Consider the following 18,621-nt stretch of genomic DNA (forward strand, 5'->3'; position numbering starts at 1 on the left):
AATGATGAAGACCCGCTGTTTTATAATACTTGTTTTTCTATCTCTTGTTGGCTCTTCAGCCATTGCGCAAGACGTTAAAATGATGTTTGATGAAGCAAAAGGCTTGTTAGATAGAGAACAATATGCATTGGCAATGGGCAGATTTAAGCAAATCAGTTCATTGGAACAGGATAATGATTTGGTGAGGTATGCTGGTTTTTACCAAGCCATTTCAGCATACCATTCAGGTGATGCTGCCATGGCAGCGCAACTGTTTACTCAGTTAAAAGAGAAATATCCAGATTGGTCTGAGTCTGTAAATGAGGTTAACTTTTGGCAAGCAAAAATTGCTTTTGAAGAAGGTGCTTTTGAAGAAGGCCTTAATTATTTAGAGTTGATTGATGACGAGAGTTTTAAGGATGAAATTGAAGCTTTAAAAAGCCAGTCGGTTTCTAATGTAAAAGACAGAAACCATTTAAAATCTCTTTTAAAAAGCCATTCCGACCCAGTTGTAGCTTCACGTTTATTGACATTGCTGCTTACAGAGAGCGTAATGGATCGTAATCTGGTTTTAATTGATAGCTTGATTACTACCTTCAAAATTAACCCCGAAGTAAATATTGATGGGGTAGATTTCTCTCCTAAAAAGGAAGTATACAACATTGGATTGTTTTTCCCATTTCAATACGGATCAGACTCTATCAGTCTTGTTAGAATGATGAATGATTGGCCTGTTCGGTTTCTTCAGGGAATGAAGTTAGGCTTAGAAAAACTGGCAGAAGAGAATATCAATATCAATTTGATGACTTTCGATACCAAGACCAGCGCCACAACCACCCGTGCTATTTTGGCTGACCCGAAGCTTAAAGAGTTAGATTTAATAGTTGGTCCAGCATACCCAGGGCCGATTGGTGAAGTGGTACGATTTTCTAAAGAGAATAAAATCAATTTCATTAACCCATTGTCTTCTAATGGTGAAATTTTGATTGACAACCCATTTGCGTTTTTATATTACCCAAGTAATGAATCTTTGGCAATCAGTGCGGCAGAATATACCCGAAAGCACCTTACCAAAAATAAGAATGTGGCCATATTTTATGCTAGTGAAGCAGATAAGCCAAGAGCCCAGCTTTACAGAAGACTTATAGAGAAGGATACTTTCAATGTAGTAATTGAGCAAATGGTAAGGCCGAATGAATCGGCAAAAATTCAACAGATGTTGGTTGAAAAAATTAAGGTTGATAAAGATTCTGCTGAACGTGCGAGAATGATTGCCGAAATGGATTCTCTCTTAGATGCAGGAGTTAAGAGATGGGAGAAGTATTCAGGAGATGATTTTCGAGAAGAAAAATTGGGAATTATGCCCGACAGCATTGGGCATATTTTTATTGCTTCAGATATTCCCTCACTTTCCGCGAGTGTAATCAGTGGTATCGATGCCAGAGAAGATACAATTTACTATGTAGGCTCATCGCGTTGGTTGAGTTCAGAACAATCGATTTCTTTTCAACAGCTTGAAAGGGTAGAAGCTGTATTTACAGGTTCAAACTGGATTGATTATGATAAAGCATCGGTAAGAGAATTCAGAAAACGCTATTTAGAAATGTTCTCCGCTGTGCCAAAAAAGGAAGACCGTTTGGGTGATGCTTACATTGGTTATGACATCATGGTTACTTACGGTCGACTGTTATCTCAATACGGAAAGTACTTTCAGTTTGGACTGAAAACTACTAATACAATACAGGGTGAGTTAACGGAGAGTTTTAATTATCAGTTAACAAACGACAACAGGTACACCCCGATTTTAAGAATGGTAGACTCTAAAGTCAAAAAATCAAATAATTAATTCCCAATGCTCAATACTTCTCGCAGTCAAAAACTCTTTGATCAAGCTCAAAACTCTATTCCAGGTGGCGTAAATTCTCCTGTTCGTGCCTTTAAAGCCGTAGGCGGAAATCCATTATTTATAAAGCGAGCCAAAGGTGCATTTATGTACGATGAAGACAACAACGCCTTTATTGAGCTCATAAATTCATGGGGGCCAATGCTTTTTGGTCATGCAAATGAGAAAATTGAAGCAGCTGTAATCGAAGCAGTTAAAACCTCCCTTTCGTTTGGCGCACCTACTAATGCTGAAATTGAAATGGCCGAATTGATCTGTGAAATGTTTCCATCCATTGAAAAAGTGAGAATGGTAAACTCTGGTACAGAAGCTACCATGTCAGCTGTTCGCTTAGCTAGAGGGTATACGGGCAGAGATAAGATTATTAAATTTGAAGGCTGTTACCACGGGCATGGTGATTCATTTTTAATTGCGGCAGGTTCTGGAGCAATGACAATGGGAGCACCGGATAGTCCTGGGGTAACTAAGGGTACTGCTAAGGATACATTAACACTTCCATTTAACGACCTTGAGAAAGCGAAACAACTGCTTTCCGAAGTTGGGAATGAGGTAGCAGCTATTATTCTAGAGCCAGTTGCTGGGAATATGGGCTGCATTCTGCCCAAAGAAGGTTATTTGCAAGGTTTAAGAGCACTGTGCGATCAGTACGGAATAGTGCTTATTTTTGATGAAGTAATGACAGGCTTCCGTTTGTCTAAGTCAGGAGCTCAAGGCGTTTTCAATGTACAGGCTGACCTAACTACTTTAGGGAAAATCATTGGTGGTGGAATGCCTGTTGGGGCTTATGGTGGTAAAAGAGAAATAATGGATTTCGTTTCACCGGTAGGGCCAGTTTATCAAGCAGGAACCCTTTCAGGAAATCCCGTGGCAATGGCGGCAGGGCTTGCAATGTTAAATCAAATTAAGGACGAAAACGGTTTGTATGATCGTTTGGCCAATATTACCCAAAGAATAGAAGAAGGTTTTCAGAAGAACCTCGATGAGCTAGAGCTGCCATATACCATGAACAGGATTGGCTCAATGATTAGTATTTTCTTTACTGACCAAAAAGTAACTGATTTTGACTCGGCCAAAAACTGCGATACGGCCATGTTTGGCAAATACTTTAGAGAAATGCTTAATAATGGCGTTTATTTGGCCCCATCTCAGTTCGAAACCCTGTTTATTTCTGATTCAATTACAGAAGAATTGGCCGATAAAATTATTGAAGCCAATTACAAATCGTTAAAAGCAATTCATTAATAGTACCAGAAGCTCATAAAGATTTCGAAGCTGAAGAAAATCTGTAAGAGTATAATGTAAATAAAGCCTACAATGTTAAACTTAACCAGGGTTTTAAACCAGCCTTGTTTGTAGACATTTAAGAAGGAAATGTATACATAAGTACTCACTCCAATAAAGGTGGTTATTCCTACAATCCATTGCCACTGAACATGACCCACTAGTAGCTTGAAAATTATAAGAAGGCTAATGGCGTACATGAAATAAGCAAAGGAATGTACATGGAGTGCATGCACAATGTGTTTTATATAGAGGTGGTTACGTCTGGCATAAACTACTTTAAGCACGAGTGCAAAAAGAGGGATAAGCAAAAACATCATAATTGGCAGATTGCCAAGAATAAAGCCTTTGAAACCTTCTTCATTTTTAAAAACCTTTCTCACTTGCGATTTAAGGTGTCGAGCATCTTCACTGCTAGTAGTATCTGTAACATTAAAAATCTTATAACGACCTTTACCTCCCATTAGTGAATCCATAAAATCATCGTCACTCAGGTGTCTGTCTCTTGCCCATCTGTTGGTTTTATCAAGAAAATGCTCATCCTCGTTAATAGCAATCAGGTCTACTGCGTTAAGCGCAACCTCAGTATTGTTTATAATAGCGGAATCGTACCTGCTCACAAGGGAATCATAGAGTACGTTGAAGTTATTTATGCCAATAAATTGCCTGACCAGCGAATCATTTAAGGCTTCTATTTTCAATGAATCTGTAAGAATAGCAAAATCTGGATCATTGCGGAGTTCCTCAATGTCAGCCCTAGCAGGAATGTTAAAACTATCGTCACCTAGTTCTCTAAGATCGAAACTAAGGAGGTGTGAGACAACAAAGAAGTAAACAACACTGAGTACTAAATAGAGCCTTACAGGGTGGATGAAATGTTTGATTTTACCATCCTGAAATCTATTCGTGAGTTTACCAGGGCTGAATAAAAACGGCATAATACTGTTTGCCATCTTAGAATCTACTCCAAGGTAATTGTCTAAAAACTCCCTGATCAGAATTGAAAAGGTGATATTATTATCGGTATTGGACTGTCCGCAGGTAGGGCAAAAGTTATAACTTTCTTCCAACGCACTCTCACAATTACTACAGTGCGTACTTCTACGTTTTTTGGATTTCATCAAAAAAGGTGTTTTCTAGAAGTCTAAAGATACTGGCTTAATACCATTCCCCAAATAGGGAAAACGAAAAAAGAGTCGGAAGATCTCCCGACTCTTTTAATGAGTAGTGTTTAGGTGTAAGTTTCTTAGATCATCTTTAAGATCATATCGTGATTTAATTGGCCATGTTTTTCCTTTAAATCACGTATCTTTTCTATTTGCGATTGTATTTCATTTCTTAGGGTTTGATCTCCTGTAAGGTATGTCATCCTTTGAATCATCCCTTCCTTTATTTCGAGCGTGTTGTTTTCACTGTCTTTCAATATGCCTACCCAATCCTCTTGTTCTACAAAGTATTTTTTTCTTACTAAATCAGTGATTTCTTTATGTATTTTGGTAGAGGTGTTTTTAACTTCTATGACTCCTAAAAAGAACTGATCTTTCAGAAAATGGAACTGAAGTACACAGTTTACATTGCAAACGGTAATTCTATAGAAAAGAATTTTATGGTTTTTTAATGCAGACTTCTTGCGCGAAATATAGTTGGGCTTCCCTAAATGCTGTACGGCATCTTTAGTAGTCTGCCCAAAGTTCATCCCATAAAAACGAATGCTTTTATCGGTGCTTATTTGATTGGTGTTTCTTAGGTCTTTTGTAAGGTTGAGGAGGCGCGACTGGTTGGCTAAAAAATTCTTTCCTTCGTAAAAGTCACTTTTGCTTACTTTGTAGCGCTGGCCTTTATTACGAAATATGAATAGCCCTCCAAAAAGGGAATTCATGGTAAATGATTGCATCACACGGGTGTTTAGGTTAAAGTAATTTTGGCACCTTTGGTCGAAGTGCCGACATGAATTAACACATAATAATATACTTTTCCAAAAGGGCGTTTATTGCCAAATCGTTACCTAATCATTAGGTCGCATATTTTTATAATACTACAACCTAGTTTTGGTTGTGAAAAACGAAAAATTGGATGTATAAAAATGTCCAGTATTATTCAGTTTTTAATTACTTCAATCCGAATGATCATTGGACTGTAAAGTCGACAGAGAAAATGGTTTGATCCCAAATTAATTGAATCACCCCACCTTTGTCTGATTCCACTACTTTAATGGTGAAAGGCTCTGTAATTTCATTTTGCTTGCTGATTTTCATAGGAACACGACCCAAATCTCTTTCTTCATTATATGATTGACCATTTTGCCCCGTCTGTTTATTAATGATTAAAGTACCACCATTAGGTTCAGGAATGGTGAAAAAGGTATATTCACCTGCAGGTATGTCTAAATCTCCGATTTTTAAATCTTTTGAAGTTTTGAAGTGTGTAGCTCTATTTGCACCCGTTCTCCAAAGCTGACCCCAAGGCACTATGCCCCCAAAAATTTCGCGACCGCGTTTCTGAGGAGAACCATAAGAAACATCAAACTCGGCACCTTTAAACTCAAAGTGCCCCTCGGGTGCGCCAGAAAGTTCTCCAAATTTTTTTCCGTTCTTATCGTCTTCCGCAAAAGATGCCGCCACCTTATTAATATCTACATTTTTAGCCCTGCGTACCTTCAGTTTTCTTGTGGTAAGCCCAGCGTCTAATAATTGAATATCACCATTGGTATCAATATCTACCCCCATAACACCTCTTGAAGGGTGACGGATTGTTAGACTATCACTGCCTTCCTTGGCTATTACAAAAGTAGAAAAGCTTCTGCCCGTCCAAAGTCTTTGGTTAATACTGTCATTTGGATTTTTAACTGCATTGTTAAAAGCCAAATCATAAGGCCAATGCACCATATCTATAAATGGGAGCATACCTTTTTCAAAAGCCACAGTTCTAGAGGTCATTCCGTCTCTGCCTTCCGATTCTACAACAAGACTATCTTGCTGTCTGGTCATTCTTTGAACTAAAGTTCCAGCGCCATTAAAGCCTTGAGCTGGATCGTAATCAGTTACTTCTAAAGTTGAAAAGTCGCCATTTGCGTAAGTGAGATCATATTTTCTTAAAGAAATACTAGGCGATCGTAATACAACCTTTGCCGAAAATAAATCATTTGATTTGGTGAACGATTCTACGGCCAGTGTATCATTTCCCAATAAGGTGATAAATCCAGCTTCGTTGGAAGTGTTTGGAGATTTGCAGGAAACAACGGCTGCGGCAATTAATAAGGCAAAGAGTAACTTTTTCATAAGGCTTGTCTAAGTTTTCAGTCTTGAGAAAGATAGATGAAAGCCACAATGCTGCAAACTCCCTTTATACCAGTGGTTAAGCTTTTGTTTTAACTTTATTCCATGCCTTGATTTGCCAATAAATATTGCCAGTGGTTAGATGGTTTCCCTCACTATCATAAGTTTTTACTTCGCAATTCACTACAATCGACTCTTGAGTTTGTAAAGGCTCGATTACTTCGGTTTGGAGCCACTCTTCAGATACAGAAAACTCAGCAAATGAATCCATTTTGCCTTGGTAATGATAGTTCATTTCCATTTTCTGCATAATGATACGGTATTGCTTGGCATCTAATGTAGATAGTAAAACAATACCAGTAGTAAACTCAGATACGGTAGCCAGCCCACAAGCGTGAAGTCCTTTGATGTGGTTAAGGTTACTTCGTTTGTATGGAAAGCGGGTTTTAACCGATTTATCACCAATTGTTACAATCTTAATTCCATGAGGTTTATTAAAAGGGATCATACGTAACAGCCCAAAATTAAGTAGTGCTAAATGGCGTTTTGACGTTTTTGCTTTTTCTAAGAGTTGGGCAGGATCGAACATGGTTTACATTTTTCAATTAATTTAGGCAAGTTTCTTTAAATACATAGAATATGCTCAGTTTTTGGGAAAGACAATCATTTACAAGTTTCGACCATATAATAATAGGAGGAGGGATTGTAGGACTTTCTACAGCGGTTTCCATCAAGGAGAAGTACCCTAAGCAGTCGGTAGTTATATTAGAGCGAGGGATTTTCCCAACTGGTGCCAGTACAAAAAATGCAGGTTTTGCCTGTTTTGGTAGTCTTACGGAAATCATGAATGACTTGAAGGGAATGACTGAAACGGAAGTACAAGAACTAGTTGAATTTCGCTGGATGGGGCTTGAACTTCTTCGTTCTCGTTTAGGAGATGATCATATCGGCTTCAAAAATTATGGAGGCTATGAGCTACTATTTCAGAATGATTTGGAAGCCTTGAATTCAATTGAAAAAGTAAATGAATTGCTCAAACCACTTTTTGGGCAAAATGTATATTCGGAAGCAGCAGGCTTAATTAGTGAATTTGGTTTTGATCAACAGCAGGTAAAGTCGCTGATCAAAAACCCGCTGGAGGCGCAGATTGATACAGGTAAGATGATGAAGGCGCTAGAAGCCTTCGCCCAGCAATTGGGCATTAAAGTATTTACCAATTGCGAAGTGCTTTCTTTTGAAGAAACCCCAGAAGGCGTAACAGTTAGTACATCACAAGTAAGTTTTAAAGCTAGAAAGCTGGCCATTTGCAGCAATGCATTTACCCGAAAGCTCTTACCAGAAACAGAGCTTAAACCAGGTAGGGGTGTAGTTTTAGTTACAAAACCGATTGCAGGACTTCCCTTTAAAGGCACTTTTCATTATGAAGAAGGCTATTACTATTTCCGTAATTATGAAGACCGAATCATTTTTGGAGGAGGAAGAAACTTAGATATTCAAGGGGAAGAGAGTACAGAATTTGAGGTGCGCGATCTTATCTTAGATAAACTGAAATCAGACTTGAGAACCATTCTTCTTCCTAACCATAGTTTTGAAGTGGATATGGCATGGGCAGGCATTATGGCTTTTGGAAAAACAAAGCAACCAATTGTTAAAAAACACAGTGAAAATATAGTTTTGGGCGTGCGCTTAGGGGGTATGGGAGTTGCCGTTGGCAGTAAAGTTGGGCAGCGTTTAGCATCTCTAATGCTCGAATAAAATAAATCTTCTTATCTTCAAATCCTGACTTTATAATAACTATGACCAATACCTATAAAACGCCTACACTTTTTCAGGCTTTTATCCCGATCATTTTTCTTGTAGTAGCCCTTTTTATTAATGTTCGAATCTTTGGTGATTCAGCTTTAGATGGCTCAAATCAAATAATTTTAATCCTTTCAGCTGGTGTAGCCACCTTGGTAGCACTTCGGTTGGGCTACAAATGGGACACTATTCAAAATGGGATAGTGAAAAGTATTAGTTCGGCCATGGCCTCTATCATCATACTATTATTAATAGGCTGTTTGGCAGGTACCTGGCTACTGAGTGGAATTGTACCCGCCATGATATATTATGGTTTACAAATTCTTAACCCAACAATATTTCTCTTTGCCGCCTGTATTATATGCTCTATTGTTTCTATGGCTACAGGTAGCTCTTGGACCACCGCAGCCACTGTTGGTATTGCCTTAATTGGTATTGGACAGGCCTTAGGTATAAATGAGGGCATGGTAGCAGGGGCTATTTTATCAGGTGCCTATTTCGGAGATAAAATGTCGCCATTGTCAGATACTACCAACTTAGCACCTGCCATGGCAGGAACAGATTTGTTTACTCACATTAGGTACATGACTTTAACCACTGTACCGTCAATTGTTATCGCTTTAATTCTGTTTTTAATTTTGGGCTTTACCAGTTCTGGTAGCGGTGAGATTACTGAAACGGGAGAGATTTTGACTGCAATCAGTTCAAAATTTAATATTAACGGATGGCTGTTTTTAGTGCCTTTGGCCGTAATTGGGATGATTCTAAAGAAAATGCCAGCTATTCCGGCCATTCTGATTGGAGCGCTGTTGGGGGCTGTTTTCGCACTTATTTTTCAACCAGATGTGATTGTGTCGGTAGCTGGTTGGGAAGGTGCTAACTGGGAGGTTACTTTTGTAGGAGTTATGAAATCTCTATATGGAGATATTAGAGTAGTTACGGGGCATGCCATGGTCGATGAGCTTCTAACTTCTGGAGGAATGGCAGGCATGCTCAAAACTGTTTGGTTAATTATTTCTGCTATGATTTTTGGTGGGGTAATGGAAGGAACTGGTCTTTTAAAAAGAATTGCAGCCGCAGTAATTTCGAAAGTAAATTCAACGGGTTCTTTGGTGGCTGCTACTGCTGGTACTACTATATTTTTTAATGGTACAGCATCAGATCAATACTTGGCCATTGTAGTACCAGGCAGAATGTATGCCGATATTTATAAACGTAAAGGGCTTGCACCAGAAAATCTATCTAGAACATTAGAAGACTCAGGAACTGTCACCTCGGTACTTATTCCTTGGAACACTTGTGGAGCCTATCATTCAGGAGTTTTGGGAGTAGCTACAGGTGCCTATTTACCTTACGCTTTTTTCAATTTAATAAGTCCTTTAATGACGGTTGCGTTCGCTTATCTTAATATTAAGATAAAACGAATTACGCCTTCAAATGATGAACAAACTGACGAGCTAGATACTGCCGAATGAGTTTTACCAAATCAATAACCAAGGCAGAATTAATGGAATTGCCGCTTTCTGCTTACAAAGGAAAGGTGGTCATTGCAAGCACAGAAGAATCCATTCAACAGGCAATGGATGAAATTAATCAGTTTGATGTAGTGGGTTTTGACACTGAAGCTAAACCTACGTTCAAAAAAGGCCAAATTCGAAAAATTTCGCTGATCCAAATTGGAACACCAGAGAAAGTATATCTGCTTAGAATATTGCATTCAGGGCTTTTGCCTTGCATTGTTGATTTTATGGAAAACCCCAATATTACCAAAGTTGGAATAGGTTTAGAAGATGACTTTAACTTGTTAAACAACCTACAAAACTTCAATCAACAAGGCTTTTTAGACCTGAATAAGAAGTTTGTAGAAATTGGAGCAGAAAATGTTGGTGCCAGAAACTTGGCAGGCATGATTATGGGAATTCGAATTTCCAAATCGGCTCAAACCTCAAACTGGGAAGTAGAGCAGTTAACAGAAAAGCAAATTCGCTATGCAGCTACCGATGCATGGATTTGTTTAGAGATTTATGAAAAGCTCGATGAACTGGGCTTTATAGAGTAGACAAATTTTCAAGAACCATATTTGATCAATTCAAAATGAAAAGAACACTGATTTTGTTTGTTGGGCTTACTTTGAGTGCGTTTCAGGCTACCGCCCAGCAGTTAGACTCATTTATAGAGAAGTACTATGATATGGCTGATGCTGAATTCAATCAAGAATCGGCTTTTGAAACTGTAGATTATGTGCAGCAATATTGGCGTTTGGCCGGAAACGAGGGCTTTAACAATAGTATTTACCATGTAGTAGAAAAGCTGAAAAAAGCAGGCTACGTGTTAGAAGAAAATGCAAAAGCAACTGATAGACTTACTTACAGAATTGAGAAGCGAGCCATGTCACGCCCTACTTGGGAGCCAGTTTCAGGTTCATTGAAAATTGGAAATGAAGAATTGTTAAACCTGAAAACTAACTTCAATATGATTGCTTCCTATTCTTACAGTACGGGGGGCGAAAAAGAATTTGAAGTGGTGTATGTTGAAAAAGTATCTGCCGAAAGCCTGAACGGATTGGACTTGAAAGGTAAGGTAGTAATGACTGAGGGTAGCCCTGGGCGTACCTTTAATGAAGCCGTTAAAAAGCACGGTGCGGCAGGTGTAATTACCTATGGTTTGCCGGGCTATAACCAGCCAGAAAAACACCAGAACTCTATTTCTTTCACAGGAATACCTAATGACGCGGAAGCCAAAGCTTTTGGTGTTTTGCTTTCTTTTAGGGCACATGAAATTTTGAAAAGAGCAGTAATGGCGGGTCAAACAAAAGTGAAAATTAACTTGGAGACCAAAATCTATGAGTCTGAAGAGTTGACTCTAGTGGCCGAAGTGAAAGGTAGCACATTACCCGATGAAAGATTTGTGTTCAGTGCACACGTACAAGAACCAGGTGCCAATGACAATGCAAGTGGAGTAGGAGCTTTAGGTGAAGTAGCCTCTTCTACAGCAAGGCTTTTAAAAGCCGGAAAAGTGAACCCTGAGCGCACCATTACCTATTTGTTTGGTGATGAAATCGTTTCAACCCGCAGATATGTACAAGAAGACACCGAACGTGCAAAAGGCATTAAATGGGGAATGAGTTTGGACATGGTAGGAGAGAACACGGCCATTACTGGTGGCTCTTTCTTAATAGAAAAAATGCCTGACCCGGGCGCAATCTGGACAAGAGGAAAAGAAAAACATTCAGAGTGGGGAGGAAGGCCTTTGAAAAAGGAGCAATTGAAGCCTCACTACTTCAATGACCTGACCATTGGTGTTTTCGAAATGATTGGTGATAAAAAGAATTGGGAAGTAAACTATAATCCATTTGAAGGGGGAAGCGATCACACGCCATTCCTTCAAGCTAATATTCCGGGCTTATTGCTTTGGCATTTTACCGATCAGTTTTACCACACCGACCAAGATAGAATAGACAAAGTATCGCCTGTGACTTTAAAGAATGTAGGAATTGGCGCGATGATTATCTCTTTAATGCTTACTGAAAACAGCGATCGTTTGGCACATGTGGTACTTCTCGAAGCCTCTATGTCGGCAACTATGCGCTTACAAGCTGAATTGAAGTTGAGTAAAGATGCCTTGGCCAATGGCGGTGATCTTACAGAGCAAAAAGATATTATTAATACTTGGGCCGACTATTACCGAGATGTCTTAAATGCCACCCTCGATATTGAACCTAAGGGCATGGCGGCATTCAAAGAGAATCTCCAATCTACTCAGGATGCACTTATGGGCTATCGTAATTTAGTTTTGGGGCAGTTGAAGTAACTTACCCATAGTAAAATGGAAAAGCCTCGGTTCGAACTTCAAACCGAGGCTTTTATATAATTATGCGGACTAATCTTCGCTTACAACGATCTTATTGATTTTATCACCCTGACGGATTTCATCAACGATATCTACGCCCTCTACTACCTTACCAAAGCAAGTGTGGTTTCTATCTAAATGAGCAGTATTGTCTCTGCTGTGGCAAATAAAGAACTGAGAACCACCAGTATTTCTACCAGCGTGGGCCATAGAAAGCACACCACGGTCATGGTATTGGTTATCGCCATCTAACTCACAATCGATTTTGTAACCAGGTCCGCCAGCGCCAGTACCATTAGGGCAACCGCCTTGAATTACGAAGTTTGGAAGTACACGATGGAAAGTAAGACCATCATAAAAGCCTTTTTTAGCCAAGTCAGTAAAGTTTTTTACTGTGTTTGGGGCGTCCTTTTCAAAGAACTCAACTTTCATTACCCCTTTTTCGGTTTGTATTTCTGCTGTCATGAAATGTTATGATAAATTTGAAGCACAAAGCTAAGAGTTTCAGAACAAAACACGTTTCGCGTTTATAAAAGAATAGACATTATGCCACTACTTTCTCGCAAGCAAAAAGTGAAACTGATCAATTGGTACCCTCCATTTATGGGAGCAGGCATTAAACTCACCTATTTGTCTGATGATTTTATGAAGGCCGAAGTGCAATTGAAACTTCGCTGGTGGAACAAAAACCTTGTAGGAGTTCACTATGGTGGTTCTTTGGCTTCTATGTGCGACCCGTTTTATATGCTTTTGTTGATGAACACCCTTGGCCGTGATTACATTGTTTGGGATAAAGCTGCTTCCATTCGTTTTAAAAAACCAGGTAGAGGTACCGTAAAATGTGTTTTTGAATTAACAGAACCACTTTTGACCCAAATACGAGAAGAGGTAACTGCGGCTGGGAAAAAGGATTATTTATTCGATCTGAAAGTGACAGACACGGAGGGAGAGGTGGTGTGCGAAGTACAAAAAACAATTTATGTGAGAAAGAAATAGCCGAACTGTCCCTATGGTGTATAGTCAATCTGTATAACCTCAAAAACCCGATCTCCTTTTGCCAACTTTAATATGGCTTTCTCTCCAACTTTCTTGTTTGTCAATATTTGAGCAATCGGAGAAATGAATGAGATCTTTCTTTTAGCTATATCCGCTTCATCTACCCCCACAATTTGGTATCGCTGGAGTTTGGTTTGGCTACCAATTTTTAAAGTTACCCAAGCTCCAAACCGTACTTCATTTTTCGGCTGATCTTCTAACTTTATAAGTTTGGCAGTAGAAATTCTATTATTGAGTAATTGCAGTTTTGCATTGATATGGTTGACCGCAATTCGTTTTTCATTTTCATTCGTAAACTCTAGCTGATCCTTCTCATCTATAAGCTTTTGTTTTTCTTCCAAAAGCTCATTCATACCTAATGGAGTAACATAGTTTGTTACACCTTCAGGTAAATGGACCCTTGCTGGCACAAGAGGTATTTCTTCCTGATCATCTTCCTTTACAAATCCTCTACTCATGTTTCAATTTACAAATTATATAAAACTCAGAGCAATCAGGCAGTTCCTGTACTTCTAATGGCTTTTTTGAGAATGCAGATAAGTGAACGGTAAAGTACTCTGAGATAACTTCATGAGCAGCTTGATACTTCGATTGAGCTCATTTAAGTACTGTTTCTTATGTGTTAATATGAATAAAATCGTTCTTCATAATTTTCATAGGGGTTATTGAAGCACCATAAAAACTCGTCTTCTTACCAGTAATTTTCCCTCCAATTTTCAGAAGTAAACTAACTGTAATGTCTCTAGCGTCAATATATACTTCTTCTATTCCCATGTGAAACAAATCATTCAAAGACTTAACGGCAATCTTTTTTCCTAAACCAAGCCCTCTTAGTTTCTTATCAATTGCCAGTCGACCCCAATGCCATTCAGATTTGATTTTCCAAGCTGCAACAATGCCCAGTACTTCACCATCACTTATAATGCACCACCATTTTTCGCTATCATTTTTAAGAGGTATTAACTCTTTTGGAATGCTCTGCTCTTTGTGGAATACCTGTTCAAGAAAGTTGATGGCCGAATCATAGAATTCTTGATTTAACGGCTCTATTTTGAACGAATTTGACTTTAGTTGATCTTCCAACCTTCAATTTTTACTTAAAAATAATATTTGAAAACCTCAGGTATGCTCCCAAGCTTTGTGCGATGAAAGTAAAAATACTGCTTCAACAAAGCAAGGGGGGCGGTTGGTGGGAGATTGCTACCGAACTGTGCTTTACAAAAGAGACAACACTATTACACACTGCTCAGAACAGTCACCCCGTAGGGGTCTTTTTCAGAAACACAGGTAGCTAAACTAACCGCAAAGAACGCTGAGAGGCGCAAAGGGCTAATTTTAGCTATATCGAAGTGGGGGCTTGTAATCAAGCAGACAAGGACTGGAGTCCTAGTTTATAATCGTCACAGGTTCGGAGAACCTGCGACAGTTGAGTACTTATCATTTAAACCAGTGTTGGAAACAAAAATCAATAAGTTCCCTAAAACTTCTGACCTAACCAATACAAAAAAGCCCGACTCTTACGAATCAGGCTTTTCAATATTTCTAAATACTAAGTACTAGCTACTCAATACTATATTAACTTTTCTTGTTCTCCTCTTTAATCAAGTTAAGGGCAGAACCCGCTTTGAACCAGCCAATTTGGGCTTCGTTGTAAGTATGGTTGGCCACAATTACATCTTTAGAACCATCGGCATGTACAAACTCAATATTCAATGGCTTGCCTTCAGTGAATTTATCAAGGTCTAAGAAGTTGATGGTATCATCTTCCTGTACTTTGTCGTAATCCGCTTCATTTGCAAAAGTCAAACCTAACATTCCTTGTTTCTTCAAGTTGGTTTCGTGAATTCTGGCAAATGATTTTACCAAAACTGTAGTTACACCTAAGAACCTTGGCTCCATAGCCGCATGCTCACGAGAAGATCCTTCACCATAGTTGTGGTCACCCACAACGATAGATGGAACGCCTGCTGCTTTGTATTGACGAGCTGTAGCTGGTACTGGACCATATTCTCCTGTCAATTGGTTTTTCACCAAATTGGTTGACTGATTGTATGCGTTTACCGCACCAATCAAACAGTTGTCAGAAATGTTATCTAAGTGACCTCTAAACCTCAACCAAGGGCCTGCCATAGAAATGTGGTCGGTAGTACATTTTCCAAATGCCTTGATCAAAAGCTTGGCACCTGTAATGTTCTTTCCGTTCCATGGAGCAAAAGGAGCGAGGAGCTGTAAGCGTTTAGAATCTGGTTTTACAATAACTTCTACACTGCTACCATTTGCTGCTGGCGCTTGGTAACCGTTATCTTCTACCGCAAAACCTTTGGCTGGCAACTCAGAACCCACTGGTGGGTCTAATTTTACTTGCTCACCATTTTCGTTGGTTAGGGTATCAGTTAGAGGGTTGAAACCTAAGTTACCCGAAATTGCGATGGCCGCCACCATTTCTGGAGAGGTTACAAAAGCGTGGGTATTTGGGTTGCCGTCTGCTCTTTTTGAGAAGTTACGGTTGAAAGAGTGTACAATTGTGTTTACTCTCTTATTGTCACCTGTTCTTTCCCACTGACCAATACATGGCCCGCAAGCGTTTGTAAAGATGGTGGCGTTCAAGTCTTCGAAAATACCTAAAAGTCCATCTCTTTCTGCTGTATAGCGTACTTGTTCCGAACCTGGGTTAATTCCGAATTCTGATTTCGTTTTTAAATTTTTATTAATCGCCTGTTGTGCGATAGAAGAGGCTCTTGATAAATCTTCGTAAGAAGAGTTGGTACAAGAACCAATCAAGCCCCATTCCACGTCCATTGGCCAACCATTTTTCTCAGCTTCCTCTTTCATTTTAGAAACTGGAGTAGCTCTGTCTGGTGTAAATGGTCCGTTGATGTAAGGCTCAAGCTCGTCTAAGTTAATTTCTATTACTTGATCGAAATATTGTTGTGGGTTAGCATAAACCTCATCATCACCAGTAAGGTGTTCTTTGATTTCGTTTGCTAAATCGGCTACATCAGCTCTATCTGTTGCTCTTAGGTAACGATCCATAGATTCATCGTAACCAAAAGTAGAAGTAGTAGCACCAATTTCGGCACCCATATTACAGATGGTTCCTTTACCAGTCGCAGACATTGATTTAGCACCAGGGCCAAAATATTCTACAATGGCGCCAGTTCCACCTTTTACGGTAAGAATACCCGCAACTTTCAAGATTACATCTTTAGGAGCCGTCCAACCATTTAGTTTTCCTGTAAGGTGAACACCAATTAGTTTAGGGAATTTTAGCTCCCAAGGCATGCCTGCCATTACGTCTACAGCATCGGCACCACCAACACCAATGGCTACCATTCCTAATCCACCAGCGTTTACGGTGTGCGAATCGGTACCAATCATCATTCCGCCAGGGAATGCATAATTTTCTAATACTACTTGGTGAATAATACCTGCGCCTGGTTTCCAGAAACCAATGCCGTATTTGTTAGAAACCGACTCTAGGAAGTTGAAAACTTCGCCAGAAGCAGTTAATGAATTTCTTAAATCGTCCTTAGCGCCTTCTTTAGCAAGGATTAAGTGATCACAATGTACTGTTGAAGGGACTGCTGCGGTAGGCTTTCCAGCTTGCATAAACTGAAGTAAGGCCATTTGAGCTGTAGCATCTTGCATGGCTACACGGTCTGGAGCAAAGTCTACATAAGACTTACCTCTTTCGAATGTTGAGGTGGCGTCTCCGTCCCAAAGGTGTGAATAAAGAATTTTTTCAGATAAGGTAAGGGGTTTTCCAACCGCTTTTCTTGCCGCTGCAATACGTGAAGGGAATTTCGCGTAAACAGCTTTAATCATGTCTATGTCAAATGCCATAATGGAATTTTAGGGTTCTTGGGTAAATAAAATATAACTCGTCAAGGGTTGGCAAAGTTATCACTTTTCGCAAATAATAAAATGCGGATTTAACACTAAAAGCCCCTAGAATCAGTATTCTTAACGATTCTAAATTAAGGCTTAAAGCACCAAAAGGGAAAAAATGAAAATGACCGTGCCTACCAACATGATTAAAAATGAATAGGGAAGGATATCCTTTGCTTTGAGTTTGGTAATGCCTAATAACGGTAAGGCCCAAAAAGGCTGAAGCATGTTTGTCAGTTGGTCGCCATAAGAAAGTGCCATTATGGTTTTAGGAACAGAGGCACCAAGGTTTTGCGCAGCTTCGGTCACAATTGGGCCCTGCACCGCCCATTGGCCGCCACCACTAGGAACAAAAATATTAACAATGGCTGCACTAAAAAAGGTGAAAATTGGCAATGTAGTTACTGTGGATATTTCCATAAAGCCTTGAGATAACAAAGCACCTAAGCCTGAATATTTCATAATGCCCATAATGCCTGCATAAAGCGGAAATTGAATGATAATTCCCGCTGAACCACCAATGGCTTCTTCTATGGCAGAAAGAAATTTAGAAAAGGAACCATGAAGCAAAACAGCTAAACCAAAAAAGAAGAAGTTAATATAATTCAGATCAATAAAGGACAAGCCCACCAGAGAAGGACTGACCCATATTTTTCTTAAAGCAATAAAACAAATGATTCCGCCTAAGGCAATTGCTGCAATTTTAGAGTTGTCAATCCTTTCCGCTCCATGACCTTTTTCATTTTCGCGATGTACTTCTTTTCTGAAAACTGTATTGATTTCTGAATCGGCACTCCTTTTTCCTAACAGATAGAACACTGAGGGAATGATAATAAGAAGTAGGACAAACGTGAGAATGTTGGATAGGGAAAGTAAAGTTTGACCTATTCCGATTTGACCAATTTCTTGGATAAGAAAATGGTCATTGCTGGCTACAGCCAATGGAGCAGAACCTGAAAACCCTCCATGCCAGCACATCATGCCACTATAACCCGCAGCACCTAATAATGGGTAATTCATTTTCCATCCGTTGGCTTTGGCTCGTTCGGCTACTTTTCTTGCAAAAATAGCTCCAAAAACTAAACACAAGCCCCAGTTGACCATGCTCACCAAAATAGTAAGCAAACTAATGGTAAAAGCAGCTTTGGCAGATGTGTTACAGTAGGTCGTAAAGCGGTCGATGATATTGTTGAAAAATGGCGTCAGTGCCAAAGCATGTCCTAATATCAGAATCAAGGCCATTTGCATGGTAAATTCTAGCAGCTCCCAAAAGCCAATTTCCCAGTAGCCTAAAATCACTAGGCTGTGGGCAGAACCCGCATTTTCGGGCCTTTCTGTAAAAGCCATTGCCAATATAAAAGTAAGAAGGGTTAAGATAACCGCTATGGCAAAAGGAGAGGGGAGTATTTGGCGAACAAAACGGAGGTAGAGGCTATTTTTGGACATAGTTCAAAGCTAGCAAATTGGTGAAAGCTTAACGATTTCAGAATTGAGAATTTTCGGTTATCAGTTAATTCATTTAAACATTTTAGCCTTTTTATGGATTAAATAGGAAGTAAGTTTGAGTTCAGATATACCGAGCGCAATGCT

Annotated in this window: 16 protein-coding genes; 7 read left to right on the top strand and 9 right to left on the bottom strand. The window is 39.4% G+C overall.

Translation table 11 applies throughout. The features are described from left to right. The first annotated feature begins 1 nt into the window (after nt 1). The gene (locus tag AAC026_RS17735) at nt 2–1,825 is read left to right on the top strand and encodes an ABC transporter substrate-binding protein (protein WP_339700886.1); all 1,824 of its coding nucleotides are present in this window, start codon (nt 2–4) and stop codon (nt 1,823–1,825) included. Nucleotides 1,826–1,831: 6 nt separating this feature from the next. After that, the gene (hemL, locus tag AAC026_RS17740; RefSeq protein WP_339700889.1) at nt 1,832–3,124 is read left to right on the top strand and encodes a glutamate-1-semialdehyde 2,1-aminomutase; all 1,293 of its coding nucleotides are present in this window, start codon (nt 1,832–1,834) and stop codon (nt 3,122–3,124) included. Here the strand turns inward: hemL and AAC026_RS17745 are convergent. The 4 genes from AAC026_RS17745 to AAC026_RS17760 form a co-directional block, all read right to left on the bottom strand. Then, nucleotides 3,121–4,284 carry a DUF3667 domain-containing protein gene (locus tag AAC026_RS17745; protein ID WP_339700892.1) on the bottom strand — a complete coding sequence of 388 codons (1,164 nt, stop codon included), beginning with the start codon at nt 4,282–4,284 and terminating at the stop codon, nt 3,121–3,123. The two genes, hemL and AAC026_RS17745, sit on opposite strands and share 4 nt — an antisense overlap. A gap of 125 nt (nt 4,285–4,409) precedes the next feature. Continuing rightward, complete coding sequence (locus AAC026_RS17750; protein WP_339700895.1) at nt 4,410–5,057, bottom strand: hypothetical protein; 648 nt, start codon at nt 5,055–5,057, stop codon at nt 4,410–4,412. A 232-nt stretch (nt 5,058–5,289) separates the two neighbouring features. Next, nucleotides 5,290–6,441: a DUF2911 domain-containing protein gene (locus tag AAC026_RS17755; RefSeq protein ID WP_339700898.1), complete on the bottom strand. Its 1,152-nt coding sequence runs from the start codon at nt 6,439–6,441 to the stop codon at nt 5,290–5,292. 76 nt (nt 6,442–6,517) lie between these two features. Beyond that, nucleotides 6,518–7,027, bottom strand: a complete 510-nt coding sequence (locus AAC026_RS17760; RefSeq protein WP_339700901.1) for a DUF4442 domain-containing protein — start codon at nt 7,025–7,027, stop codon at nt 6,518–6,520. 50 nt (nt 7,028–7,077) lie between these two features. On the opposite strand from AAC026_RS17760, the gene AAC026_RS17765 reads away from it, so the two are divergent. From AAC026_RS17765 to AAC026_RS17780, 4 genes are read left to right on the top strand one after another with little or no spacing between them, the layout of a single operon-like run. Continuing rightward, nucleotides 7,078–8,193, top strand: coding sequence for an FAD-dependent oxidoreductase (locus AAC026_RS17765; protein WP_339700904.1), 1,116 nt, complete (start codon nt 7,078–7,080; stop codon nt 8,191–8,193). Between the two features lie 41 nt (nt 8,194–8,234). After that, nucleotides 8,235–9,713, top strand: coding sequence for a Na+/H+ antiporter NhaC (gene nhaC / locus AAC026_RS17770; RefSeq protein WP_339700907.1), 1,479 nt, complete (start codon nt 8,235–8,237; stop codon nt 9,711–9,713). After that, nucleotides 9,710–10,297 carry a 3'-5' exonuclease gene (locus tag AAC026_RS17775; protein ID WP_339608172.1) on the top strand — a complete coding sequence of 196 codons (588 nt, stop codon included), beginning with the start codon at nt 9,710–9,712 and terminating at the stop codon, nt 10,295–10,297. Before nhaC ends, AAC026_RS17775 begins: the two co-directional genes overlap by 4 nt. A 35-nt stretch (nt 10,298–10,332) precedes the next feature. Beyond that, nucleotides 10,333–12,048, top strand: a complete 1,716-nt coding sequence (locus AAC026_RS17780; RefSeq protein ID WP_339700910.1) for a M28 family peptidase — start codon at nt 10,333–10,335, stop codon at nt 12,046–12,048. Between the two features lie 69 nt (nt 12,049–12,117). On the opposite strand, the gene AAC026_RS17785 is transcribed toward AAC026_RS17780, so the two are convergent. Next, nucleotides 12,118–12,552, bottom strand: a complete 435-nt coding sequence (locus AAC026_RS17785) for a peptidylprolyl isomerase (RefSeq protein WP_339700913.1) — start codon at nt 12,550–12,552, stop codon at nt 12,118–12,120. A gap of 81 nt (nt 12,553–12,633) precedes the next feature. Between AAC026_RS17785 and AAC026_RS17790 the strand changes: the two genes are divergently transcribed. Then, complete coding sequence (locus AAC026_RS17790) at nt 12,634–13,083, top strand: DUF4442 domain-containing protein (RefSeq protein WP_339609116.1); 450 nt, start codon at nt 12,634–12,636, stop codon at nt 13,081–13,083. An 11-nt stretch (nt 13,084–13,094) separates the two neighbouring features. Here AAC026_RS17790 and AAC026_RS17795 read toward each other — a convergent pair whose 3' ends face one another. The 4 genes from AAC026_RS17795 to AAC026_RS17810 all read right to left on the bottom strand — a co-directional run bounded on the left by AAC026_RS17795 (nt 13,095) and on the right by AAC026_RS17810 (nt 18,477). Next, nucleotides 13,095–13,601: a GreA/GreB family elongation factor gene (locus AAC026_RS17795; RefSeq protein WP_339700916.1), complete on the bottom strand. Its 507-nt coding sequence runs from the start codon at nt 13,599–13,601 to the stop codon at nt 13,095–13,097. Between the two features lie 157 nt (nt 13,602–13,758). After that, complete coding sequence (locus AAC026_RS17800; protein WP_339700918.1) at nt 13,759–14,226, bottom strand: GNAT family N-acetyltransferase; 468 nt, start codon at nt 14,224–14,226, stop codon at nt 13,759–13,761. Between the two features lie 492 nt (nt 14,227–14,718). Then, entirely contained in the window at nt 14,719–16,986 is a 2,268-nt protein-coding gene (locus AAC026_RS17805; protein WP_339700921.1) for an aconitate hydratase, read from the bottom strand. 141 nt (nt 16,987–17,127) lie between these two features. After that, on the bottom strand, nt 17,128–18,477 hold the full coding sequence (locus AAC026_RS17810; protein ID WP_339700924.1) for a TIGR00366 family protein: 1,350 nt from the start codon (nt 18,475–18,477) through the stop codon (nt 17,128–17,130). Nucleotides 18,478–18,621 lie beyond the last annotated feature (144 nt).

It is taken from the genome of uncultured Roseivirga sp. (genome assembly GCF_963973945.1).
Lineage (GTDB): Bacteria > Bacteroidota > Bacteroidia > Cytophagales > Cyclobacteriaceae > Roseivirga.